Consider the following 25508-nt stretch of genomic DNA (forward strand, 5'->3'; position numbering starts at 1 on the left):
GTCGACTTGTTTTTATTCGTTGATTGTTCTGATTGTTTGAAAGATTGTGATGAGCGTTCCGATGAAGTTACTTTTCCTTTCTCTTCGCTGATCAATGATGCGACCGAAGTGACTTCGAAAAATAAAATACCTAGCAAAGCAATAATTCCAATAACTAAAAAAGACCGTTTTGGCATACACATTCTTCCTTTAACCCTTATTTTCGCAGAATTTCTCAAAAAACAAATTTCTTGCTACTTTATTGCTCTATTATCGTTGGTTATTTTAAAATCAACATTTGATAACACTCAACCTAAAGTAAAGGGCTCTCATTTCTTTAGAATTTTCTGCTATTTCCCATTGATACTAGGATAAATGAAAAAAGAATGACATATGAGATAAACATGTCTTTTTTTTACTGTATTTTGATGGAATACTATGATAATTCAAAAAATTTAACCACACTTTACACTTTTCAATTGAAACCTTCTATGATAATGACCGCTTTCAAGTGTAAAAAACACTTAAAAGCGGTCATTAGCTGTTATTCATAAGATTTTCCTAAGATAGTTAAATCAATCCGTTGATTATCCATATTTGCAACTTTAGGTAAATGCCCCCATTGCTCAAATCCATTTTTTTGGAACAGCTTGATGCTCGCTTGATTGATAGTAAACACAAAAGCTAAAAGTGTGTCGATCTTACAATCTTTCAGTTGAGATTCAGCAAAGGATAATGCTTTTTGTCCTAAGCCATGTTTTCGATAAGTTGAATCAATATAAATACTTATCTCTGCAGTATTTGCATAAGCTGGTCTCCCGTAAAAATCGCTAAGGCTCAGCCATCCTACGATATTTTGATCGATCTTTATGACCCACAACGGGCGTTCTTTGGTTTGATGAGCATCAAACCATGCTTGTCTCGATTCTATTGTTACTGGTTCTAAATCAGCTGTAGATAAGCGAGTAGGAATCGCTTGGTTATAAATTTCTACGATTCTAGGCAAATCTTGGATCTGTGATAAAGAAAAGTTGATCATTGTTCACAATCCCCTCATACGTAATTGAGGTTATTATATCACTATCCTGCCTTGCTTCAATCATCTTTTGATATTTTTCTGAAAAATTGTTTTTCAATTACAGAGTAGTTGGTCGGGAAATTCTCGCGTATCTGTAATCAAGGTCCTGCCGAATCCTGCAGTTCCCCTTATCCCATGAAAGTCAGAACCTCCGAAACAAGAAAAGTGATAGGTTTGGATGAACTCTGAAAGGACTTTAAGGTCTCTTAAGCGATGAGCTGGATGATATTTCTCCAAACCATCAATCCCGAATGAAGCGAGTTCAGGAATCAAATCATAGTTGTCAAATTTCCCTGGACATGCTAAAACAGTCAATCCTCCGCCGTATTTGATTGCTTCTATGGCATCATATACATTTATTTTTTTTCGATCATCAGAAACTTCTTCTGTCGTCATGAGTTTTTGATAAAACAGAGGATTCATTTGTGTACCATAACCTCTTTTTTTCAATAAACGATATAAATGACAAGGATAAAGTGCAGTTGCCGTCTCTGCTTCCTTCCAAAGTTCTTCTTCCTTCAAACGATAGCCTTCTGCCTGCAGTTTTTTTAACTTACATAAAGTTTGATTTGTTTGAAAATGGAGTAACGGTCTGCACAACTGCTCAATATAGCTCCGATTTGAAAGATTATAGCCCAATATGCGGACATCTTTTTGTCTTTTCAAGTCAAAGGCACTAATTTCGATTCCTTCAATCAAATTAACAGGTGAATCATAGAATACTTCTTTTACTGCTTCTATCCCTGCGAATGTATGATGATCCACGATGGCTAAATGGTTTACTTCTTGAGTTGTTGCTAAAGACAAGAGCTCTTTTGGATGAAAAAATCCATTCGAATAGCAGCTGTGCACATGTAAATCTGCCTTCATTCCCGTTCTCCTCTTTCTATAAAAATTTATGTTTTGACTATATACTTTTCTTTTAATTTTAAAGAAATGAATTCTAGCAATACAGCAATCGTCAAGATCATATAGACCATTACACCAATCTCTCGAAAATCAAAATAAAAGTTACTAGCCATCGTCAACTGAAAGCCTAATCCTCCTGCACCAGCTGCAGCTCCTACTGCGATCGCATTTGTAAAATTGATTTCAAACCGGATGAATGTCCAAGAAAGCAACGTCGTAAAACAATTAGGGAGAACACTTTGAAAAACAATCTGCCACCAGCTTGCTCCACATGCTTTCAAACTTTCAATCATACCAGATCCCATTTCTTCGATACTTTCAGAATAAACTTTTGTCAAATAAGCAATGCTGTGAAAAGACATCCCGATAACTGCTGCATTCGCTCCTAATCCAATCAAAATAGAAAAAATCATGACCCATAAAATTGTGGGAACTGCTCGAATAAACGACATCAGCCCTCTTATCATATTGGAAAGAAAGCCACTGCTTAAATTTCTGGAAGCTAACAGACTGAGAAAGAAGGCAAGAAAAGCACCAATCACCGTTGTTAAAACAGAGAGCCCAATCGTTACACCAAGGCTTTCTATTAAAGAGAACGCCGTAAATCTTCCAGATAACTGTGGACGTAAGAAAATATTGAACATATTGGAAAAAAAAGCAGAAACTGCTTCTGTTAATTTGACATTCCCGTAATCCATCGTGATTACCGTATATACAGAAACCAAACATAAAAATAGGAGCATAAGCTTTACAATGATCCGTTCTTGACGCCATAGTTTTACTTTTATTCTTTGATTTCTTTTCCTAAATGCCACTTTTGAATAAGAGGTTGGATTAAGTATGGCATTCGTTTCATTTGTCTGATAATCCATCATCAGCGGATCATCCTCCTTACTGTATTCGAAGTCGTCTCCAATACGATAACTGCGATAATGACAGTCAGCGTAACCATTCCGACTACATCGTATTGGAATCTTTTGTAATAAAAGTCAAATAAAAAACCAATACCAGTTCCTGTCAGTATCCCGACTAGCGTAGCATCCCGAATATTATTTTCAATTAGAAAAAGGAGCCAGCTAAGGAGCTGATTCAAACACATCGGCAAAACACCTTGCCAAATGATTTGCAAATAGGAAGCTCCTGATGCCATCATCGCTTCAATGACGCTGCCAGATACTTCATCGATTGTTTCCATGAAGGAACGGGTCAAATAACCAAATGTCGTAAAAGTAATCGCCAAATAGCCGGTAAATTCGTTTTGTTTAAAACTTAGCAACAAAATCATTGCCCATACGACGATAGGGACATTTCTGAAAAAACTCGCCATGCCTCTAGCCATCACTTTTGTGAAACGATTCAACCCGATTTCTCTTGAACCAATCACAGCTGCTATCAAGGCAATTACAGCACCTGATGTCGTAGCAGTCACTGCCATCAGTATCGTCTGGATGAGTCTAGACACGATGATCGATAAATAGGCTAGAGAATCGTTTGTCGGAATAAAGTTGGAGAATAGCCAGGTAAAACTTTTTGGTATAGTAGAAAAAGCTGTTCCTGCCTGAAATCCAACGCCATGGGCTGAAATAAAATAAAGAAAAGCAATCAGCAAAATATAAAACAAGCGATATCTTTTTTGTTGTCTGAAAAATTTTTCTGCCTTTATCTTTTCCATTCTCTCATCCTTTACACTAATAATTTTTTAGATTGATAGATCGTTTCTATTTTTTCTTTTGTTAACTCAGACGGTCTTCCTTCAAATACGATTTTTCCACTATTCACTCCAATGATTCTATCGGAATAATCGATGGCTGTTTCCACTTGATGCAAGTTGACAAGGCACGTAATCGCCAATTCATTGGTTATTCTTTTTAAGTAATCCATGATTGTTTTAGCAGATTTTGGATCAAGAGAAGCTATTGGTTCATCACATAAGATTAGTGCCGGATTTTGCATGAGTGCTCTGGCGATTCCGACCCGCTGCTTTTGTCCACCACTTAATTCGTCGCATCGAGTGTAAGCAAATGCCGAAAGATCGACCTTTTCTATAAGATCAAAAGCCTGTTCTTTTTCTGCTTCTCGATAAAGCCCAGCAGCTCCACCGAGCGTTGTTTTATAACCCAAGCAGCCATGCAGTACATTTTCGATTACGGTAAGACGACTGACAAGATTATAGTGCTGGAAAATCATACCAATACGTCTTCTTTTCTTTCGCAGTTCTTTTCTTTTCAGTTCATTCATTTCCCTCTCCTCAAAGCAGATCCTCCCACTATCTGCTTCGATCAATCGATTGATCGTACGCAAGATAGTAGATTTCCCCGCCCCAGATGGTCCGATGATTGAAACAAATTCTCCTTTTTCAAGTGAAAATGAAATATCCTGCAATGCTTGATTTCCGTTTGGATAGGTTTTTGTAATATTTTTTACTTCTAATAGCATTTGGCTGTCCTTTCCAATTTCTTCTTATTTCTTCATTTCTTTGATTTCATCGTAAAAGTCATCTGTGACTTCCACATATCGCTCATTTCCTTCTTTTGTGAACATCCCTGGGACATCAGCATCTTTTGGTGCAAAAATAGCTGTGTTTTCAGCCGTACTATCGGCAGTCATTCCTTCGATGATCTTATCGATATCTGCTTCAGACAACGTCTCTTTGTTTGCTGCAATTGGTCCATTCAAGACTGGTATGGAAAGAATGACTTGTGCTTGTTCCCCTTGCACTGTGTCAAAAGGAGCTTGAGCATCTTTTTTTACTTCGTAAATGACTCCTGGCTTGTTTTCTTCTCCTTGAATCACATCAAAATATTGTGGCATATTCATAAAAGCAGCTACATCCGCGTCACCTTTTAATAAATTGATCATCGATCCTTGATGAGACCCACCAAACAACACTTTTTCAAAGAATAGACCATCCATAATAAAATCATCTGTATTCTTTAAATCAAAATGTTCAGCGATTTTGTTGCTCGGTACAGTAAAACCAGAAGTTGAGGTATTCGTGACGAAAGAAATCGTTTTGTCTTTGATTGGATCAATCGTATAGCCACCTGTTTCTTCATACTCTTTGCTGTTTTCTGGTTTCACCGCTAAAAAGCTGTAATATAACGCGTCTTCCAGCATTCCGCTTGGCCCAGAATTGGTCAAGATGGCTTCTACTTGCTCATTTTTCTTGTTTGCTTCGATATAACCTTCTGCACCCATATAAGCTAAGTCTACTTGTCCATTTGCAATAGATTCCACGACCACGTTGTAATCTGTACTTGTCACTAATTCGACTTTCTTATCTGTAGCTTTTTCAATCACCGCTTTTACCGCTTCTCTTGCCGGTTCAAACTCTGCAGCAGATTCATTAGGGTAAAAAGCAATTTTGATCGTATCAGAAGATTGGTTTTGATTACCACTTACTGTCTGATTGGACGAACGACAACCTGCTAACACTATTAGTGTTGCTATTAATACTATACGCACCATTGTTTTTTCTATTTTTTTCAACTCAAACATATCTTATGCTCCTTTTATTTATTTGCTACATCTTTAGTGTACCTTCTATTTGTAAAGTTCTAATTTGTATCCTTCTTAATTCAAATAAAGATTGTAAAAACTATGTAAACACGTGATTTCTCTATTCAAAAAGTTTATCTAAGCAGGAATAAGGTTCTTTGCCTCTTTTCGGCTGGCTAGTCCTAAACTGCTTTAAACAAAGATTTACAAAACTCGCTGTGCTGGAAATATTTTTACGACGGATTCTTTCCTATTTCGGTTAAAAAAAGCATGACCTGCAACATGCAGGTCATGCTTTTCATTCACTCTTACTTGATTAAAGAGAAGTACCTGTGATAATTGCGATCAATTTCTTTCTTAACTGATCGAATTGACGATACGATTGATTGAATAATGTTTGCACAGACTGATGGCTGTTTTCCATCCAATTTTCTGGCTTTTCCTCTCCAAGAAAATCAGCTAGAAGCTGGTCTGTTTTTGTTTTGTTTATTTTCTCCGCTTCTTTTAGCAGATAAAAATCTTCTACACCACGATACAGTTCTTTATAGCGAAGAGACAAGAGCAGGCTGCCAGAGACAGATGGATAGACTAAGCACAAGTCACCAATTGGAAGTGAACTAGTATTATAACGGATATCTTCTCTTGCATGTTCCGGCCAGCAGTTATATGCCCACCTCAGCAGTCCATCCGTTCCAAAATAATAAGCTAATGCGCCTTGTAACCGGCTTTCTGTCAATGGACTGTGTAAGAATGTATTTGGTTTATCTGGATAATTACAGATGTAATATTGTGTTTTTCCAGGAAATTGTTCCTTCAGCCATCCATGGTTTTGACAAGTACAATAAAAAGATGTGACTGGATAGTCGATTTTTGAAATCAAGGCTTGTAAGACTGGTTCCTTGTCAAATGCCACTTTCAACTGCAACGTTGGTTCGATTTCTTTTAGACGTTTGACAGCTTCTTTAAACGTATCGATTTCATGTGCTTTTGGCTCATCTGCCATGAGACGAACTTTGTCCCAAATGTTTTTTTTCTTGAAATAGGTAAACAATTGCTGGAAATATTCTCTGAGCTCTTCTTGTTTTTCGATGAATGCCATTTGCTGCATTTCCTCATCATAATAACGGATCACAAGTTTTTCTGGATGTTCTACTGCTTTATTCAAAGGAAAGAAGGGCGGCTGCCAAACACCTAAAAGGCCGAACACATCGATTTCTTTATCGATTCCTGCTTCAAAAAAACAAGCTAAATACTTATCCAAAATTGAAAAATCACACTGGATATTTCCTTCTTTTGTTTTGAGGACTTTGACCATTGAGTATTCATACAAGTTAGCTGGGAAATCTTTGACAATATAATTGAACCATCCTTTCCAAGGAATCTCTCCTGCAATGACTGTAATCGTTTTTTGTCCTAACTCAGCTAAGGTTGAAGCCATTGTCTGAATCAGTTCAAAATGTTGATTACTCCAAAGAGGCACTTGGAATGTACGAGAAAGATTAGAAGGTTGCTGCCAAATGTCTAAATGGAAAGAATCAGTTACTTTATCACTGAACGTAAAGGCTTCTACAGTTACTTCTAATCGTTTCTGTCCGATGACTGTTTCTTTTGTCGTTATCCCTGATTGATAAATCGTGATATCTATCGGATAGATGCCGGATTTTTGTTGACGATCAACCGGGATTTCTACATAAATAGGAGCAAAGCGATCGCCAGAATAAGTATGTGCGTTTTCTTCCAACAGTTTATCCCCATAGAAAATATCGTCTTTTCCGCAATAATATTCAATAAAATTCGATTTGATTGGCAGTTCCGAGTTGATTTCTATCCGGTATATAGGTATTTCAATCGCGTCAGGAATCGTAAATTGATTGTCTAAGCTGTAATGATTTTTCTTCCCATCATGTAGCAATAAATGAAATGCGGCTGTACTATTTCGATAAACAGATAGTTTTTCGAGTGGTTCCGGTTCTTGGGCAAGCATACTTGTAGATGGTTTAAAGGTTTCGTTCGTCAGCAAGATATTCATGGACAACCTCCTGTTCTTTTTTCGGATAGGTATATAAAGAGAATTTGATGATTTTAGGCATATTACCGATATACGGCTTATAGCGCTCATCCCCATTCAAAACACGCCCTGTGATCCATTTTTTTCCTTCAAAGTATCCTTCTTCAAAATTCAAAATTTCTGAACGCAGCTCTTCATCTACTGCTTCGTGGAATAGCGCAAAGTTGCACCCAGCAAAAAAATAATCATTTTCTAATTGAAAAAAGAGACCGGCAGTGTTCAGCTGCTCTTTCTTGTCTTTACTTAAATATTTGATCAAAAATCGGTAATTTTCATCTTGATACTGATACGTCGTGTCCTTTTCCTTTTTAAAAGAATGGATCTTGAGTGTTTCATCCGTTAAAAATGGGGTTAGTTCTTTGATTATTTGATAACACTTAGTAAAATAAGGCAAACTTCCTGTCGGATCAAAAGCCGCTTGGTCTAATCCTAACTGTTTCAAGAAAGCCTGATCCTCGTCTATTATAGCTTCCGAACTTTTTCGAAGATCTTCGATTCCAAAAGGAGAGTACAAAAGTGCTCCTTTCCCAAATGCATAGAAACAATTGGATAGATAGTTTAGATCTTTTCTTGTTTCTGGTATGAAAAGAGGTTGATCAATCATTTGATAATCTTGAATGATTTCCCGAACATTTTCTTCATAGATATCTGGAGCAAAAGCCGTTAAGCTAGGTGCATTTTTTGCCCATACGTTTAATACATTTTTTGTAGGCCCACCGCTAGGATAGTCGCCTGCGCGTTTTCCTTCTTTATGCAGCCAAGCATTGGTGAACAACGGGATATCTAACCATCTTTTTGCCTCTATTGCCATCTTTTCCAGTGCATGACTAAAGGCATAGGCCATGAATGTTTCCTCTGGAAGTTCTTGCCAGTTTTTTGCTCGAGGATATAATTCTCGGATTCTTTCTGGAAGTGCGGATCCATATATTTGCTGTGCTTTTCTAGAGTGATCCCTTGCCGTTTCAAGACAGCCGACCTCGTTTTGGATCTGCATCATGCATACTTGATCTTTCAGCGGATGCTGACTGATAAATTGACATAGGCTAGATAATGCGCGACAATCTGCTTCAATTGCTTTCGTGCAAAACGGTGAGATACAGTTTAACTGCTCTTGCTTTTGGTTGACTACTCTAAAATAATTTTCTGTATCTGTCTTGATCCATGAAGGAACATAAGTAGATAAACCATTTTTCCATAAACCGAACCATAGAAAAACCAACTTGATCTTACTTTCAGCCGCTTTTTGTAACTGGGCTTCTATCAAATCAAAGTTGAATATTCCCGGACTTGTCTCGATATTTTCCCAATAAACAGGTACAAGCAGGGTGTTCAATCCGAGATTGTTCACAAATGGCCAAATATTTTTTCCCATAGAAAGCACCGTAGAAGCTGCTGAATTATGCACTTCTCCGCCTAAGAGAAGACAGGGTTTTTCATCCATGAGAAAATAGAACCGATTGTTCTTTTTGATTACTTCATATTTCATTTGTTTCCTCCGATTATCGATTCTTTTATAGGAAAGTTCAATGGTACCAAGTCAATTCATTTACCCATTGACTGATCTTTGTTTTTGGAAATTTCTCTGGCGAAACCTCACACAGCTGGTTGAAGGACAAACTTCGAATGATTTTGAACCTACTTCTATCGGATAAAAATGGCAGATGTTCAAGTAAGATCGATTGATTGGCTTCAATGGCGTATAAATTTTTGATTGGTACTTGCCAAATGTCTTCGATTTTTTGCGTAGTTTCCGCAGCTGCTTGTGTCCAAATGATTTCCAGCCACTCAATACAAAGCTCAAACCACTTGGCAAAACGAGGGTCCACCATCTCTTCACTATTTCCACTCCACTTATTTCCTAATGATAATCCGTGCTTTCCTTTTTGAAAAATGTGTGTTTCAAATGGTACATTGTTTTCTTCTAATGCTCTTAAATACAAAAGAGAATTCTCGATAGGCACCACATTATCTTCGAATGTAGAAAACAAAAAAGTAGGTGGCGTTTGCGGTGTCACACACATTTCCAAAGAAGGAGCCTGGATCTTCATCGCTTCTGCAAAGGAGCTTAAGATGGCCGGATAAGCAAGGATACAAGCACTTGGTTTTCGATCGGACAAAGTAGACAAAGCCGCGGCTAAATGCCCACCGGCTGAAAAACCGATCACTGCAATTTTGGTTTGATCGATTTTTGCTTTTTCAGCTAGTAAGGCAATCAGATCCATGCTTTTTTCTGCATCCGCCAGTGCTTTGTGGAAATCACGGTGTTCTCCAACGTGATAGCGCAGCACACCTGTATGATAGCCTTCAGCAGCAAATTTTAATGCAATCGGCTCTGCTTCTCTTTCACTGCAAAATCCGTATCCTCCTCCTGGAATCACTAGTATGAACGGACGTTTGTCAATACGGTGAAATTCGGGCTTTTCTTCATGAAGATAAACCGTTAGAGTCGTATTGGCTTCGTTGTCAATAGTCATCGTATCGATCTGCATAGGCTTACTCCTCTTCATTTAATCCATTTTCAGCAATCAATTTTTGGTACCAATAAAAGCTATCCTTTTTATAACGATCCAACGTCTTCAAAGAATCGTCTGTTCGATCAACATAAATAAAACCGTATCTTTTTTCGATTCCTTCATGGGTGCTGATCAAATCGATCGCGCTCCACGGACAATAACCAATCACCTCTACACCATCTTCCATTGCTAGATACATTTGCTGGATATGCTGTTTCAAGTAGTCAATGCGATACTTATCATGGATTTTTCCATCGTCTGTTAATTGATCTTTTGCTCCTATTCCGTTTTCGGTTATCAATAACGGCAGACGATATCTTGAATAGATCTCATTTAACGTATAACGGAACCCTTCTGGATCGATTGGCCAGCCGAATTCAGTCATTGGCAAATGTGGATTCGTTGTCGCTTGAAAGAATCCGGGGATACCAAAGCCCGATTGCTGATCGATCTTGTTTTCTTTTTGATAATAGGCTGACACAGTCATGGTATTGTAATAATTAAAAGCGATATAATCGCATGTACCTTCTAACATGATTTTTTTGTCTTCTTCTGTTACTTCAGGACAAGCATTGATTTTTGACAAAATGTTCCAGGCATTATGGTTATAGACACCATAAACCGCAGCATCTAAAAACAACCAGTTTCTTAAAGCACTCATATTCATTGCAGCCAACTGGTCTTCTGGTTTATCAGAAGCAGCATATACACTGGCAATGTTCGGCGCGGGTCCGATCTTTCCTGGATAATTCCCATCATGGTAATTTTTCGTGACCAGTGCTTGAGCAACGAGCATATGATGGTTTTCTTGAAACTTTTCTTTCATTGATTTATTACTTGTACCAATGATCGATCCAGCTAAAGCCATGACATTTTGTTCATTGATTGTTTGCCAATAGTTTACTTCTTGACCGAATGTGTCAAAAAGCAGCTGGCAGTAATCGGCGAAAGCTTCGATCGTCGCCCTATTTTCCCAGCCTCCATTTTCATGGATCTCATAAGGCAAATCAAAATGGAACACCGTCACGATTGGTTCGATCTCATTTTCCTTCAATAAGGCAATAAGTTTCTTATAAAACTCTAGCCCTTTTGGATTAACCTTTCCATTAGACATGACTCTACTCCAAGAAATCGAGAACCGATAAGCTTTTAATCCTAGCTCTTTAAATAAACGAACATCTTCCTCAAAGCGATGGTAATGATCTACCGCCACTTTGAAATCGCTTGTTCCGTCAGGTATTTCTTTCATATCTTGAACAGACGGCGCTTTACCGTCTGCATCCCAAGCTCCCTCTGTCTGATACGCACTAGTGGAAGCTCCCCATAAAAAATCAGTTGGAAATCTCATTCAATCGTACTCCTTTCGCTGCACCAATCAGATTTGCTTCAGACTCAAAGGCGGCAGCTTCTATCGTCATTTTCGTAATCGTTTGTTCGATCATCGGCGACACAGAAAAGATGGCTTCATAGTTTTTCTGGATATCACTAATCAGCCTTTTTTGTTTGCTGATTCCACCGCCAATAATCATTTTGTCCAAATCCAACAAACATTGGATATTGAAACAGAGAATCGCTACTTGATTGCAGTATGTGCGATATAAAGTTTGTGCTTGTTCATCTTCTTTTTGATATAAATAATCAAATACAAGAGGTCCTTTGGGCTCACACTGAAATAATTTTGCCAGTTCTTCTACTAATCGAACAGCTGACAAATTGATCCCTGCAAATGATTCAGCCCCATTTATCCCACGATCTTGTATCAAGAAACTAACTTCTCCAGTTTGGCAATGCGGCCCTTTTCTCACCTGCCCATCCAGCAAAAGTCCAACGCCGACGCCTGTTCCTAGAATAATTCCTGCACCATTTTCAATCCCTTTTAAATGACCGAAACTTGCTTCTCCCAATACAGCAGCTTTCGCATCATTTTCTACAAATACACGAACGGGCAGCTGTTTTTCTATTTCTTGCTTTAAATTGACTTCATTCAGACATGCGACTGCACCACCAAAAAAGACGGTTGACGCTTCTTTTACCGCACCAGGAACAGAAAATCCGACAAATTCAATGGGTTCGAGCTGCTGATAAGAACGGATCAATTCGACAAGGACAAGGATAAAATTGTCCTTATCTGTTTTTGGTGTCTCTATTTGTCTTTTTTCTCTTATTTGCGTATCCATTATTAAAGCTGACTTGATATATGTTCCACCGATATCGATACTTAAGGTCCACATGCTTTTCCCCTTCATTATGCTTCGACTTCTGCATTGATGATTTTTTCTGATTTCGTTTCTGCTTCTTCTTTTTCCAGCGCCGCTTCTAACTCTAGTTCTTTCTTATCTGCGATCTTAATGAATGGGTACCACATCACCACACCGATTGCCATACAAATAACCATCAGGATCGTGTAGTTCAGTCCGCCTGATAAAGGCATCTTCACAAATGTAGGAGTTGTCCAAGGTAATAGCGACATCGTCGGATTCAAAGAAATCGGCAATATGGTAGTGGTTAATCCCCATGTAACGAATCCTGCAATCAATTGTGTAAAGATTTGCGGAATAAAGAAAATCGGATTCAAGATGATCGGCATCCCAAACATCAATGGTTCTGTCACATTGAATAAGGATGGAACGAAAGATAATTTACCTAACTGTCGCATTTTGGCTGACTTGCTTTTAATCATGAAAAATGTCACGAATCCCATAAATCCAGCTGCGTACATCCCCATGTAGATAACAGATGGAATTAAATAGGGTAATGCTTTTCCTTCTTGGAAGGCAGCAATGTTCCCAACGACCATTGTCATACTGATTGCGCCTAAAGGTCCTTGCAAAACAGCATTGTGGATACCGAAGAACCATAAAACAGCTAATAATTCCATGATAATGATGATTGATAACGGACTTGCTACTAAAGAATTCAATGGAGCATTAATTACGTCAATAAAGAATTGGAAAATCGTTCCTGATTGTGTCAAACCAAACAATACTCGCAACGCAAATACAACAACAAAAATGATTGTAACGACAAATACTGGTGACAAAGATTGTGTGACCATTGGCGGCACACTTTCCGGTAATTTGATCATAATATTTTTCTTAGCTAAGAAGGCATAGAAACGGGTAATGAGCAAAGCAACAAGCATACCGATAAACAATCCTTGACCGCCCAGATAATCCAATCGCAACGCACCGACAGCTTGTTCAACTGCTTTGCCGTCTTGTGTAACAGTTGTCATGACGGATTGCGGCATTAGCATAATGAAACTTGCTAAAGAGATGATGGATGCATTCCGTTCATTGGTCCCTAATTGTTTTGCATAAGAGAAAGCTAAACTGTATACGACATACAACGAGAAAACACCTGTAGCGCCATTAGTGATTGCTTCCACATGAGGAAAAATCCCCACATTTTTCAAAAAATCGATCCAGCCAGGAAAAGGGAAATTTCCAATAATCGTAATGAAGGCAATCCCTAATGTAATTGGGCTTGTTCGGATAAACCCTTCCATCAATGCGGCTAACACTTTGTTCTTTTGTAATTTCTCCGACATAGGCAATAGTCTGCTACTTAAAAACTGTTCTAATTTTTCCATCTTTCTTCTCCTTTTTTATAATTGAATTGTACGGTCCTCTTCTGAATCTACTGTTGAGAGAGAAAAAGTAAATTCGCCAGACTCCCAAATTTTTTCCCCTTGATTGTTATAAAACATAAGTGCTTCTTTTGATACTGTATAGTTAATCAATTTTTTCTCATCTGCATGTATGGAAACGACTTGACTCGCAATCAACCGTTTGACTGGTTGCACAATAGAGGCTGTCTTGTCTTTTACATAAATGTGGATAACTGTTTCTATTGGTGTTGCTGAATGATTAACTGCTTCATAAACAAATTGCAGCTTATCTTCTTGATCCTGTATCTCCTGCCAGTTTGCTTCAACTTTTCCATATGTTTTCCCGGCACCAAAAGCAAACAGTGGCTCGTTAGATTCGTCAATATACTTAGATACAAAACGGGTTGAATGCGTACTTGTTTCTAAAGGTCGACCAGTTGAAGCATGTGCATAATAGATCGGGATCTGCCCCTCACTCCGTGGGAATGTCATACTAAGTCGAGCACTTGGCACAGCTTCCCCCGCAAGAAGATTGGCAATACCGATGCCTCCCATCGTTCCAGGATACCAAACGAGCAGCAAACTAGAAAAATAAGGTTCGATCTCTGTTAGGACCAGCGGACGTCCGGTATATAAAATCCCTACGATTGGTTTATCCAACGCTGCTAACGCTTTGATCAAACGTTTTTGCTTTTCAGGTAATCGAAGGTTGGTTTTAGAAGCTCCTTCCCCACTTTCTAAAAATTGTTCACCAATCGTCAGCAAAATCACGTCAGATTTTTCAGCAGTTTCCAATGCTTCTTGGATCAATGTTTCCTCGTCCTCAATCGTTCCATTCAGTTGTTCAATTCCGGCTTTTAACGGTCCAAATGGTTCATAGGAATCAAACAAGTTGAATCCTTTTGCAAATAGCAGCTGTTCTTTTGAAAAATGCTGTTCTAGTCCATCTTTGAGTGGGATACTATCTTGTGGTTTACCACTTACAGAGGCCCAGAACCCAATTGTCAGGCGACTTTTGCTGTAAGGTCCGATAACTGCGATTTTATGATGTTTTTTTAATGGTAGTGTGTCGTCATTCTTCAAGAGGACACAACTCTTTTCGACTAGCTTGACTGCTACTTCTTTCGATTCTTCCGTCAATATTTCTCCTGTGTTCTCTTCTTCAAGTCCTCGATACGGATCTTCAAATAACCCAAGTTTGTTCTTCAAGACTAAGATTCGCCACACTGCCTCATCCAACAATTGCAAGATTTCTTTGTTTTCTTCTGCTAATTTTTCTAAAGAATTGGCATAGACAGAAGTCATCATATCCAAATCCACACCCGCTTCTAACGCCTTTTTAGCTGAGTCTGCTTGATCTTTCGTGTAGCCATGTACTTGCAACTCTTCAATAGCCGCATAATCAGAGACCAGTACACCGTTAAAGCCGAACCTCTTTCGTAGAATCTCCCGGTTCAGCCAGCGATTACCGGTAGAAGGCACACCATTCAAAACATTGAATGCGGTCATGACTAGTAGACAATTGGCTTCAACTGCCGCTTGATATGGTGCAAGGTATTCATTGAAGAGACGTTGGTTGGACATATCGACGGTATTGTATTCCCGTCCAGCTTCTGGGGCACCATATCCTGCAAAATGCTTGATACATGCACCAACACGGTATTTGTCAATCAATTGGAGATCGTCTCCTTGGTACCCTTGGACAGCGTGTTTAGCAAACTCTTTTGCAGTATATACATCCTCTCCTGGAGACTCCATCACCCGTCCCCAACGAGGATCTCTTACTAAATCAAGCATGGGTGAAAATAGAACATGTAGTCCGCTTAAGTAACTTTCTTTTGCTGTTTCTTGTGCAGCTTTTTGGATCAAATCAAAATCATACGATCCCGCTTGTGCTAGTGGGATAGGAAAAATGGTACGAAAACCATAAATAACATCTGACATAAAGAGGAGCGGGATTTTTTTACTACTTTCTTCCATTATTTTTGTTTGGATTTTTTTTAGCTTTTCGGGTTCATTGATATTATAAATGGAACCAATCTGACTTAAATCAAAATCATCAGGAAAACCTAACTCCTTTGTTGGTCCAGTATTCATCACATCACTATCAGTAAACAAGTCACCGTTCAACTGGACTGTTTGTGCGATTTTTTCTTTTATTGTCAAGGAATCGGCTAGTTGCTTTAATTGTTTTTCATCCATTAGTTTCTCCTTTTTTGTAACCGTTTTTACATTTTTAATTATAACGATAAAATTTTATTTGTTATACAACAAAAGAAGACTTTATATAAAAATAGAAGGAAAATACCTGAAAAATTTAATATTCAATATGTTATTTTTGCGTTACAATGGAAGAAAAAGGATAGACAGGAGGAAAATAATTGAAACAGACAGCGATTTCTAAAATAATGGATTTGTTATACAAAAAATATCTGATTCCCATGGTTTTATTTGATTCAAGCGGCAAAGTTTGCTATCCGGAGATTTCATGGGATGTCCATCCCATCATGGAAACATTCAATTCACCGAAAGAACATCAGCCCGTATGTTTATTTAATCACTTTCCTTTTATGTTTGCTAAGCTTGATTTTATGACAGACAGCAAACCCTATTCCTTATTGATCGGCCCTTGCGGCATGATTGGAGAATCTCCCGACACATTTCTATTCAAAGACCATGTCTATCACTACGGTATTCACTATACGAAAGAAACAACTGCAGCATTTGAAGAATTCGTTCAGCTTACCTACGCTTTTCTAACACACCAATTATTGGAAAAAGAGGAATTGCACTGGATTTACCAAAAAGAAATCAAGCAGCGCTCTACCACAGATCAACGGTTGGAGGACAGTCTATACGACCGACGGATGCAAGAAGCCACTTTTGATTCTTATCAATTCGAGCTTCGATACACAGAATACATCAAACGGAATCAACCAGAAAAGATCGATTGGTTATTCAAAAAGATGCAAGAAACGTATCATGTCGAGTTATCCGAAAATGAATTAGAAGGTTTGAAGCTGAAATTTTCTGCTTTTGTTGCCATACTGACACGTATCAGTATTGATGAAGGAGTCCCCATCAATCAGGCCTTTAGTTTATCAGATGCTTTGATCCAAGGCTTGTTCCGTATCCATTCTTCTAATGAATGGCACACTTATATGAAAGAGGCGACTTATCGTTTCATGAAACTGATCCATCAGCAACCTCTAGCCGATAAATCCATGCTAGTCAAGCAACTAATCAATTATATAGACAGCCATATTTACGATCGTGTAACGCTTGACGAACTAGCTGAGACATTTGACAAGCACAAAACACATCTTTCTGCTTTATTCAAAAAAGAAATGGGCCAAACGATCCATTCCTACATCCAAGAACGGAAGATCAACGAAAGTAAACATTTGTTGCTTTTTACGGACAAGAGCTATAAAGAAATCAGCGTACTGCTTTCATTTGCAAGTCAAAGCCATTTTATTCAGGTCTTTAAAAAAACAACTTCCCTTACGCCAAGAGAATACCGCGACCAACATTATGCTTATTCCGTCCATTAAAACGATAAAAGTGCATATTTTCTGATTAATAAAAAAACAAATATCATTTATATGATGAAATTTATAGAAAAAATCTGTTATACTAATCGTAATGAAATCTGTCTTAGGGGAATCGAACCATGAAAATCTACTACATTGAAGATAACTTGTTTCATCAGGAATTATTGAAGAAAGAATTACTAAAACATAAAGAGTTAAGTGCCCTCTCTCTTCAAATATACCCGAGCAGCGAGTTGGAAACGATTTATAAGCGTTTAGATACACTGGTCTTTTCTTCTTCTGATTTGTTTATTATCGACATTGATTTAAAGACATTGCATAGTGGCATTGATTTTGCTAAAAAAATACGGAACAAGAATCCAGAATGCTCGATTATTTTTCTATCAAACGATAATACACGCGGATTAGAAATCATTAATCAGCAGATTCGCCCAGATCGCTATCTTGATAAATCAAACTTAGAAGAAGTTGCACAATCATTGAAACAGCTACTTTTAGAAAAATTGGAAGCTCAAAAACAATCTTCCTCTATCATTGAACTGCAAGGCGCCACAAAGGTCTTTTTGATTGCACCAGATGAAGTCAATTATATCTCAACAATCAATGGTTCTCGTTCCACCTTGGAATTTTATGGAACAAATGAGAACTTCGTTATTCATGATAAAATGAAAAATATCAAACAAAAATTCCAATGCTATCATTTCTTTAATGATTTGAAGAGTTTTTCTATCAACCCATTCAATATCAAAGAAGTAGATAAACAAATGATGGAAGTCCATTTCAAAAATAAAGATACACTTCTTTTAAGTTCTTCTAGTGTAAAAAAATTGTTACGCCATATTGACCAAATAAAACAAACAAACGGGTAGGACATGTCTGTCCTGCCCGTTTTTAACTTCTTTATTCCACTTTGGTAGCTATTCATACAGTTTTACTGATTGACTTCTCATAAATCGCCAATTCCAAGACAAACATTTTCGTACGCTTTAAATATTTGATTCCATAGTTGGCATTCAGATACTTATCCGTGATTTTCGAAAAGTTATAAAGACCGAGTCCCCCATTTTTTTTCGTTGAGCTTCCTCTTTTCATCAATTTAGCTAAGCTTGTTGAGGACATATCAGCAGGATTCTCGATTTTGAAATAAAACCGCTCCTTTGTTTGATTGATCGTAATACTGATTGGCTCTTCTTTTCTTGTTTCATCACAATGTTCAATGGCATTATTCAGTGCAATAGATAAAAGACGAAGAACATCGATATAATCTGCTTTGATATTATTGATGATATTCAGAACTTGGATATCATAAGAAATGCCAGACTGATTGGCTCTTTCCATAAAATGATAAAAAAGCCCGCGTACTGCCGGATCACTGATTCGCTTCAAGGGATTGTGTCTCGCATCATCGATCGCTTCTAAAGAATAATCCTTTAAATGGCTCAATAGTTTAATAGAATTCTCCTGACTGTCATTCATCAAGCTGTATTCCAACGCAGAAATATAATTCAAATAATCATGACGGAAATCATCTAATTTCTCGTAGTATTCTTTTGTCTCCTGATTGTCTTTCAAATAAAGTTCGATCACTTGGAACTTTTTCTTATATATAATAAAGACAATAAAAAAAGCAGTATAAAAAATACTATATAAAAGCGTGATGATCGAAGTAAGGATATAATCCAACGAGTAAAAACTAATACCTAAATGAAAGATGTAAATCAGCACATAAATCACAACAGATAAAATCGTCAAGCCTTTCAGTTTTTTCGTATAGCCACTAAAATAATCGAATATATCATACTTTTGATCTGCTTTTCTGATCAGCAAAAATAAACCAGCTGCTAGTACTAATTCTACTGAAAGATTCAAATAGCTAGTATAAAATCCCAAATACCTTGGAATATCGATTGCTAAGAAAAAGGAAATACCTACCACATTCAATAAAAAATTCTGTAATAAGATCGATAAAAAAACATTTTCTACCAAAAGATATAAAAACCAACACATTGCAACATAAGCGATTGCAAAGAAAACGAATGTGTATGGAACAAAGAACATATTAGCTATCATTAGCCCCAAATAAAACAAGAGGAATCGCCACTTTGACGTTCCTTTAAACAACAGACTCATCCAAATAAACAAATTTAGATAAGCAATGAGAACAAACATGATTGACTCCATCAACTAACTCCACCCTTTCGCCCCTATCATAACAAAAATAAGAAGGAAAAACAGCCACGTTTCCCCTTCTTATTTTTTATGGTACTCTTTCAATCGTCCATTCCAACTGTGACTGATATTCACCAGTATAAGCGCCTGGTGAAACAGCTAACTGGAATTGATGGTTCGCATCTTGTTGCAGAGAATAATCCGTAGCATTGTTTTGAACGACTGGCAAATCCACTGCTGAGCTATCATTGATTGACAGCTTTTCTTCCCCATTCAGATAGGTCAATTGCGCAGGCAAATCTCTTGTTCCGTCAGAAAAAGATGTGGTCTGTTTGACTTTAAGCTGCCAATCTTTCGGAATTCCTGTCGTATCTTCTACAACTACCCCAACAGTTGCTTGTGGTGAAGAATAAACAGTGGTACCGGAAATAACCATGTTATTGAATTGGATCTCCGGATTGATCGATTTAAAGCTGACGTTTCCTTGATTCAATATGATTTTAAAACTTTCATGATTAGATAACTGGCCTTCTGCATCTTTGGCATAAACTTCTACTTGATTATCACCAGTGTTAAGATCAGCGAGAGAAATCTCTTGTGAGAAAGGAAGCCATGAGTCTTTTGCTGTATTGCTGACATTGTCTTGCAAGACTCTTTCTTGCCCATTCAGCTTATAAAATAAAGAAACAGCATTACTGTCTTTATCTTTCCATTCCCCATCGATCGTCAATGACTGATCTATTGGAAACACACTGATGGAGGCATTTGCTAAAGAATCAGAGAGTTTGATTTGTGGTGGTACCAATGTTTGGACAAGTGTAATAGCCGCATCGTCTTCCGCGACTTGTCCATTACTATCAGAAATTTTGATATGGACATTATTTGTTCCAATATTCCCTACATTCTTCAAGTCAACTGGGATTTCAAATGTACCATCTTCTTTAAAACTACCATCTGGAATAGGCACTTCTTTACCATCAATCGTCAATACAGGATGGATATCGTCCTTTGCACCAGCCCAAGAACCGGTTAAAGTAGTTTGATAAGAAGAATCGTCTTTTATATCGATTTTTTTGTCTTTAGTAGCTTCGTCAAATGAGATCCCTAAATTTTGGATACTTGGCATAGATGTAGCTAGAAAATGGTCCCAGTCAAAATCTCCACCGCCAATTGTTGGATCATATATGGCTGTATGGAGCGAGAATTGTTTGTTTTTCAGCGCTTCTTCCGTAACTGTTGCTTTATAAGACAAAGTGACTTTACTTCCTTTGGCCACCAACAATTTATATAACGAATAAGTATCGTCATATGGACCATCATCTAGCTCTGTGCTCGATATCGGGACTTGCTTCATTCTTCCATCATATGTCGCTGTATCATTGTATAGGATTTTTGTTGAAAAATTAAAAACTGAGATCACATTAGTTTGCAAATCCTTCGTTGGATCGACGAATTTCCCCGTATCTTCCAAACCACCTAGCTCATATTTGAATTCTGGTTCTCCTTTCAATTGAAGACCTTGTGTTTCATCAGGAAATAAAATAACAACTGATGATTGTTTATATTTATCTGGTAAAACACCATCATCTAACTTCTCTAAAGTTGTTGTAACAGTTACTGTATCTCCAACTGCAGTATAGTTAGGTGAATGGTCCTTGTCATAAGAAATCGATGCTTTGACATATCCATCAAAAATCGTTGCCTCTGGAATCTCTGGGTAATTTGCCTCTGCCGATACTTCAGTACTTTGAAAAATCACGCTGAATGCGCTGATAAAAAGCAAACCTAACACATATAATTTATTTAGTGGCTGATTCAATTTCACTTGAAAGACTCACCTACTTTTTTTGTTTAAGTAATTTGTAACTTAAAAATGCGATGATCAATAATAACAAGATTCCGACTGTGATGATAGCTGGGAGATATGAGATTCCTTTGTCTTCTGTCACTGCTTCTTTGTTGATTTTTTTGGCTTTTTCTGACTGGATCGTAAAATCAGTTGTCAGATGCCATGTTTTATCTGTATTGCCTTCGTTGGCATCGATCGTCACCGTATAATCACCAGCTTCGATCTTCTCCTTATTCAAACTGATTGGAAAGTCAAAGTTCGTATTAGGGGCAATCGACATATTCTCCTTTTTTGTTTCATAAAGAACATCTTTTGACCCTTTTTTCGTGATTTTCGCATCAAAATTAACTTTGCTGATGATTCCAGGTGTTGGATTTTGCACATTAGCAAACACAGTCGTATAGGAATTTTGCAGACCAGCTTTTGCTGAGTTCAGTTTCAAATCGGGCGTGACGGCATCTGTATCGTTTTGCAATTTCACACCAATCACGTACGCATATTTATTACGGATTGCTGTTCCGTCTACTTTTTCACTTACATTATCTTTTTTGCTGATGTGTATTCCACCAAGAATGATGCCTTTAAAATGATCTTTTGGCATTTGAACTTGGAAAGTCACATCTTTGGATTCACCAGCTTGTAATTCAATTTCTTGATTTTTAGGAGTGACTAGCTGATTCAATACATATTTAGCAGACGGATCTTTCTTCAAATCTGTTTGTCCGTAGTCAATGACCCCGTTACTGTTTGTGGCAGCATTATTAACATCTACGTTAAAAATCGCTTTTTCTTTTGCTGAGTTAGCTAAATGGATTGAAATCTCTTTTTTTTGATTTGGATCTAATTGCAAATCAAAGTAAGAAACGTTTTTATTTTTTTGAAAGTCGGGAATATTTGCATTGACGCTATACGCTGATTCATTTGAATCAGCGTATGTCGTCAATGGCATCACTACAATACTTAATAAACTAAGAGCAGCAACAAACAATGATTGAAGTTTGTTCATTTTTCTCTCCATTCTAAGCAGTTGGGCCTGCTGTGAGTGTCCAAGTGATCGTTGCCGTGTATTCTTTTGCTTCAACAGAACCTGAAGGCACTTTTAACTGTATTTTATCATTGTCTCCTTTAGTCCCTTGGAAGACGTCTACCCATGAACCTTGTCCTTGCAAACTGTCGGCGGTCATTACTGGTTTTGCTTCCGTATTGTCAAAAACCACATCGTGTGCTGTTGGGTTTTCGCTAGTGTTATCTGAAGTTGTTTGGATTTTCCCACCATTGAATGATAATTCCGCACCTTTTAATTCTGAATGATCTTCCGCTGTAAAATGAGAAGCGGCTGCTGTTAATATCCACCCACCTTCTACCCCTCGTTTATCAGTGATTTGGACATTGGCTTCTGTATTTTCTGCATGATAAACTTGCTCACTTGCTGAGATTTCTTGTGTACCGAAAGTGATATCAGATACATGGTCAATTGATAATGGTCCATGATCGCCTGTTCCATGGTCGTCAGGATTATCTGGAATCAATGGATCAACTGGATCATCATTTCCACCTGTAAATGTAATCTTTGCTGTAGAAGTGGCAGAATCTTTGGTTGGCTCTGTTTCATCTGCTTGTACGTTTAATGTGCTTAATAATGAGCTTGATAGCAATACTGTCGCTGCTAATGTGTAAAATACTTGTTTTTTCATCGTTGTTATTCTCTCCTTATTTGTACATAATAAATGTTTAATTAAGCTGGTGCGTCTGACAAAGTCCAGACAAGTGTAGCTGTGTAATCACCCACTAAGTTACCTGATGGGACTTTAAGAGTGACATTACCTGGTTCCATTTCATCTGCCCATGTCCCTAAACCAGTATTAGCAGCTGCTGACATGATGTTTTGCGCATCATTATTCACTACTACTTTGCTTGTAGTAGGAGCTGCAGAACTGTTGTCTTCCACGGTTTCTGGTGTACCAACTGGTAATGTCAATTCTGCACCACTCAATGTTTTATCTTCTGAAGTAAATCCTGGTTTTTCCGCATCATAATTTACTTGCAAATTCCATCCAGCACCAGTTCCTCGTAGATCTGAAACTTGGACTTCGGTTGTTAACGCTGGTTTTTGAGCAGTATATGTTTCGGTTTTTCCTGAAATCGTTTGTTTCCCAAAATCGATTTTTGACATATAATCGATACGCAAGTCCCCAGTATTTCCAGTTGGATCATTTGAAGGAGGATTATCATCAGGGTCGATTGGATCAATTGGACCTACAGGATGATCTGGATCTTGTGCCGTCAAACCAATCTTTGCAGTGCTTTTCTCATTGAGGTTATCTGCATGTACAGCTAATGTTCCTGCCAAAAGTGTTGTACTGATTAATGCTGCAGCTAAAATTGTTTTTTTCATTCTCTATTCCTCTTTCTTTTCCAAAATATTAAAAACAAACTGATTACTAAAAGAAATACTCCACCCCAAGTAATAAATGATTGCTGAATCTCGTTGGTTTTTGGGTATTTCTTTGGTCTGGATTGATCTGCCGATTGATCGGTATCTTGTGAGGATGGTACGGATGGATCGGTTGAGCTTTGCGGAACACTTCCTTCAAAAGTGATACCTACACTACTTTTTTCACTTGCAGCAAACACCACTTGGTTGAAAGCAGAAAGTTGTATCAAGCAGCTCAACACAAAAACCAATGTCAAACATTTTCTAAATCTTTTCATGAAAGCTCCTCCCATTTTTCTTTTCGAACACCTCCAAAGTTATAATCTTCATTTCTTTGTAATGATTACAATCCAGAACAACGGTTATTATAGCTGATTCATTTCCGTTCTTTTTTTATTTGTAAGCGCTTATTTAACAGGTTATGTAAATTTATTTATTTTTTTTGATTTAAAAATGAAAAAATACAAAAGCAAGACTGTCATACGTCTCGCTTTTGTATTGAAATTTCTTCGATTAGAGATACTTATTACTGTTCAAAAGCTTCTTTGAAACGGTGAATCAATTCATTGACTACAGGTGATAAAATCCGATTCTTTTTCCAGACTAGCATACAGTTCGTTTCAATCATTGGGTCAAGCGGAACGAATGTCACTCGCTTTGAATGATGACTTACAGCACCTTCTATGACTAAAGCAGCGCCTACCTGATTCTCAATTAGCGCAAATACATTGAAAATCAAATTGTACGTTCCTGTGATCAGCAACTGCTCCTTTTTTATGCCTAACCAGTCAGCAAACATTTGCTGTATTTCTGGACGCTTTGAGATCAAAAGAGGTACATTCGCAAAGTCTTCTTTTGTTATCGCGTCTTTTTTTGCGAAAATAGCATTTTCTGAAATGAGCAATCCCCATTTTTCCTTTCTTGGTAATAAAATCGTTTCGTATTTATCTGTATCTACTGGATCTAGCAAAATCGCTAAATCTAACAGGCCTCTTTCTAGTCGCTCCGTGATATCATCACTTGTTCCACTGTGGATATGAAATTGAACGTTGGGATAATCACGGATCAGCTTTTCTAGTAATAGTGCCAATATATTCGAATTATCAGCTTCCACACAGCCAATCGTAAATCGTCCGCTGAATAATTGCTTTTTTTTGTTCTCGAATTCTTGAGTGGTTTGATTTGTCAAATCCAAAATTTCTTCTGCCCGGCTTTTTAGAAAATAACCTGCTTCTGTCAAGATCATTTTGCGGTTTTCGCGTACAAACAGTTCTGTTCCTAGTTCCTCTTCTAGCTCCTTCAGTTGTCGGCTTAAGGTTGGTTGTGTAAGATGTAGAACTTCTGCGGCTTGAGAGATTGTTCCTTCTTCTGCAATTGTCCAAAAATATTTTAGTAAGCGTAATTCCATAGTAATGCTCCTTGATTTTTTACTTGATACATTCCATTTTATTTCTAGATAACACACGATCATATTTCTTGATTTTTCCTTGTAAACGTTCTAAGCATTCTTGCATTTCAGCAATTTTTTTCGTCAAAAGTTCACTTTCTTCAATCAAAAGCTTACGCCGCTCAAATACAGTTGCTTCTCCTTCGCTAGATAGGCGAATATATTCAATCAAAGACTCGATCGATAATCCGGCATTTCGCATACAGATCGTAAAGTCGACCCATTTTAGGTCTTCTTCTGTATAATCACGGATTCCGCCTTTTGTCCGATTAACTGGTGGAATCAACCCGATTCGTTCATAATAGCGCAATGTATCGGCCGAAATGCCCTTTTCTTCACTGACTTGTTTGATATTCATCTGATCACTCTTTCTCTTAATTTCTTGCCACTTTATTTATGT

Annotated in this window: 23 protein-coding genes and 1 pseudogene; 2 read left to right on the forward strand and 22 right to left on the reverse strand. The window is 37.6% G+C overall.

What is annotated here, in order from left to right:
- The 14 genes and pseudogenes from OZZ83_RS13270 to OZZ83_RS13335 form a co-directional block, all read right to left on the reverse strand.
- Positions 1 to 176: pseudogene (locus OZZ83_RS13270) on the reverse strand (polysaccharide deacetylase family protein); the annotation flags it as partial.
- 347 nt (positions 177 to 523) lie between these two features.
- A complete protein-coding gene (locus tag OZZ83_RS13275; protein WP_002346005.1) occupies positions 524 to 1018 on the reverse strand; it encodes a GNAT family N-acetyltransferase in 495 nt (164 codons plus the stop codon).
- Between the two features lie 93 nt (positions 1019 to 1111).
- A complete protein-coding gene (locus OZZ83_RS13280) occupies positions 1112 to 1927 on the reverse strand; it encodes a PHP domain-containing protein (protein WP_002308779.1) in 816 nt (271 codons plus the stop codon).
- 26 nt (positions 1928 to 1953) lie between these two features.
- The gene (locus OZZ83_RS13285; RefSeq protein WP_002346006.1) at positions 1954 to 2841 is read right to left on the reverse strand and encodes a PhnE/PtxC family ABC transporter permease; all 888 of its coding nucleotides are present in this window, start codon (positions 2839 to 2841) and stop codon (positions 1954 to 1956) included.
- The gene (locus OZZ83_RS13290; RefSeq protein ID WP_002308776.1) at positions 2841 to 3638 is read right to left on the reverse strand and encodes a phosphate/phosphonate ABC transporter permease; all 798 of its coding nucleotides are present in this window, start codon (positions 3636 to 3638) and stop codon (positions 2841 to 2843) included. The genes OZZ83_RS13285 and OZZ83_RS13290 overlap by 1 nt, the downstream gene beginning before the upstream one ends.
- 11 nt (positions 3639 to 3649) lie before the next feature.
- A complete protein-coding gene (phnC, locus tag OZZ83_RS13295; RefSeq protein ID WP_002308774.1) occupies positions 3650 to 4402 on the reverse strand; it encodes a phosphonate ABC transporter ATP-binding protein in 753 nt (250 codons plus the stop codon).
- Between the two features lie 24 nt (positions 4403 to 4426).
- Positions 4427 to 5464, reverse strand: a complete 1038-nt coding sequence (locus OZZ83_RS13300) for a phosphate/phosphite/phosphonate ABC transporter substrate-binding protein (protein ID WP_025476903.1) — start codon at positions 5462 to 5464, stop codon at positions 4427 to 4429.
- Positions 5465 to 5780: 316 nt separating this feature from the next.
- Positions 5781 to 7493 (reverse strand): DUF4091 domain-containing protein, encoded by a 1713-nt coding sequence (locus OZZ83_RS13305; RefSeq protein ID WP_002346008.1) that lies wholly within the window; start codon positions 7491 to 7493, stop codon positions 5781 to 5783.
- Positions 7462 to 9018 carry a DUF5597 domain-containing protein gene (locus tag OZZ83_RS13310; RefSeq protein WP_002346009.1) on the reverse strand — a complete coding sequence of 519 codons (1557 nt, stop codon included), beginning with the start codon at positions 9016 to 9018 and terminating at the stop codon, positions 7462 to 7464. The genes OZZ83_RS13305 and OZZ83_RS13310 overlap by 32 nt, the downstream gene beginning before the upstream one ends.
- A gap of 37 nt (positions 9019 to 9055) precedes the next feature.
- Positions 9056 to 10021: an alpha/beta hydrolase gene (locus OZZ83_RS13315; protein ID WP_002346010.1), complete on the reverse strand. Its 966-nt coding sequence runs from the start codon at positions 10019 to 10021 to the stop codon at positions 9056 to 9058.
- 4 nt (positions 10022 to 10025) lie between these two features.
- A complete protein-coding gene (locus OZZ83_RS13320) occupies positions 10026 to 11393 on the reverse strand; it encodes a glycoside hydrolase family 1 protein (protein ID WP_002308762.1) in 1368 nt (455 codons plus the stop codon).
- On the reverse strand, positions 11377 to 12291 hold the full coding sequence (locus OZZ83_RS13325) for an ROK family protein (RefSeq protein ID WP_002346011.1): 915 nt from the start codon (positions 12289 to 12291) through the stop codon (positions 11377 to 11379). Before OZZ83_RS13325 ends, OZZ83_RS13320 begins: the two co-directional genes overlap by 17 nt.
- On the reverse strand, positions 12291 to 13637 hold the full coding sequence (locus OZZ83_RS13330) for a PTS sugar transporter subunit IIC (protein WP_002346012.1): 1347 nt from the start codon (positions 13635 to 13637) through the stop codon (positions 12291 to 12293). Before OZZ83_RS13330 ends, OZZ83_RS13325 begins: the two co-directional genes overlap by 1 nt.
- 15 nt (positions 13638 to 13652) lie before the next feature.
- Positions 13653 to 15857, reverse strand: coding sequence for a glycoside hydrolase family 3 N-terminal domain-containing protein (locus tag OZZ83_RS13335; protein WP_325066092.1), 2205 nt, complete (start codon positions 15855 to 15857; stop codon positions 13653 to 13655).
- Between the two features lie 206 nt (positions 15858 to 16063).
- Between OZZ83_RS13335 and OZZ83_RS13340 the strand changes: the two genes are divergently transcribed.
- On the forward strand, positions 16064 to 17209 hold the full coding sequence (locus tag OZZ83_RS13340; protein WP_033612178.1) for a helix-turn-helix transcriptional regulator: 1146 nt from the start codon (positions 16064 to 16066) through the stop codon (positions 17207 to 17209).
- A 119-nt stretch (positions 17210 to 17328) separates the two neighbouring features.
- A complete protein-coding gene (locus OZZ83_RS13345) occupies positions 17329 to 18078 on the forward strand; it encodes a LytTR family transcriptional regulator DNA-binding domain-containing protein (protein ID WP_002346015.1) in 750 nt (249 codons plus the stop codon).
- 52 nt (positions 18079 to 18130) lie between these two features.
- Here the strand turns inward: OZZ83_RS13345 and OZZ83_RS13350 are convergent, their stop codons facing one another.
- From OZZ83_RS13350 to OZZ83_RS13385, 8 genes are all read right to left on the reverse strand, one after another.
- A complete protein-coding gene (locus OZZ83_RS13350) occupies positions 18131 to 19390 on the reverse strand; it encodes a GHKL domain-containing protein (protein ID WP_002346016.1) in 1260 nt (419 codons plus the stop codon).
- A 76-nt stretch (positions 19391 to 19466) separates the two neighbouring features.
- On the reverse strand, positions 19467 to 21203 hold the full coding sequence (locus OZZ83_RS13355; protein WP_002346017.1) for a hypothetical protein: 1737 nt from the start codon (positions 21201 to 21203) through the stop codon (positions 19467 to 19469).
- 13 nt (positions 21204 to 21216) lie between these two features.
- A complete protein-coding gene (locus OZZ83_RS13360) occupies positions 21217 to 22233 on the reverse strand; it encodes a DUF916 and DUF3324 domain-containing protein (protein WP_325066093.1) in 1017 nt (338 codons plus the stop codon).
- A 13-nt stretch (positions 22234 to 22246) separates the two neighbouring features.
- On the reverse strand, positions 22247 to 22921 hold the full coding sequence (locus tag OZZ83_RS13365; RefSeq protein ID WP_002308748.1) for a WxL domain-containing protein: 675 nt from the start codon (positions 22919 to 22921) through the stop codon (positions 22247 to 22249).
- A gap of 41 nt (positions 22922 to 22962) precedes the next feature.
- Complete coding sequence (locus tag OZZ83_RS13370; RefSeq protein ID WP_002308747.1) at positions 22963 to 23622, reverse strand: WxL domain-containing protein; 660 nt, start codon at positions 23620 to 23622, stop codon at positions 22963 to 22965.
- On the reverse strand, positions 23619 to 23939 hold the full coding sequence (locus OZZ83_RS13375) for an LPXTG cell wall anchor domain-containing protein (RefSeq protein ID WP_002308746.1): 321 nt from the start codon (positions 23937 to 23939) through the stop codon (positions 23619 to 23621). Before OZZ83_RS13375 ends, OZZ83_RS13370 begins: the two co-directional genes overlap by 4 nt.
- 248 nt (positions 23940 to 24187) lie before the next feature.
- Complete coding sequence (locus tag OZZ83_RS13380) at positions 24188 to 25069, reverse strand: LysR family transcriptional regulator (RefSeq protein WP_002346022.1); 882 nt, start codon at positions 25067 to 25069, stop codon at positions 24188 to 24190.
- Positions 25070 to 25088: 19 nt separating this feature from the next.
- Positions 25089 to 25466 (reverse strand): MerR family transcriptional regulator, encoded by a 378-nt coding sequence (locus OZZ83_RS13385; RefSeq protein ID WP_002302962.1) that lies wholly within the window; start codon positions 25464 to 25466, stop codon positions 25089 to 25091.
- Positions 25467 to 25508: the final 42 nt, after the last annotated feature.

Origin of the sequence: Enterococcus sp. E5-162 (assembly GCF_035725965.1) — a bacterium.
In the GTDB taxonomy this organism is placed as follows: domain Bacteria; phylum Bacillota; class Bacilli; order Lactobacillales; family Enterococcaceae; genus Enterococcus_B; species Enterococcus_B lactis.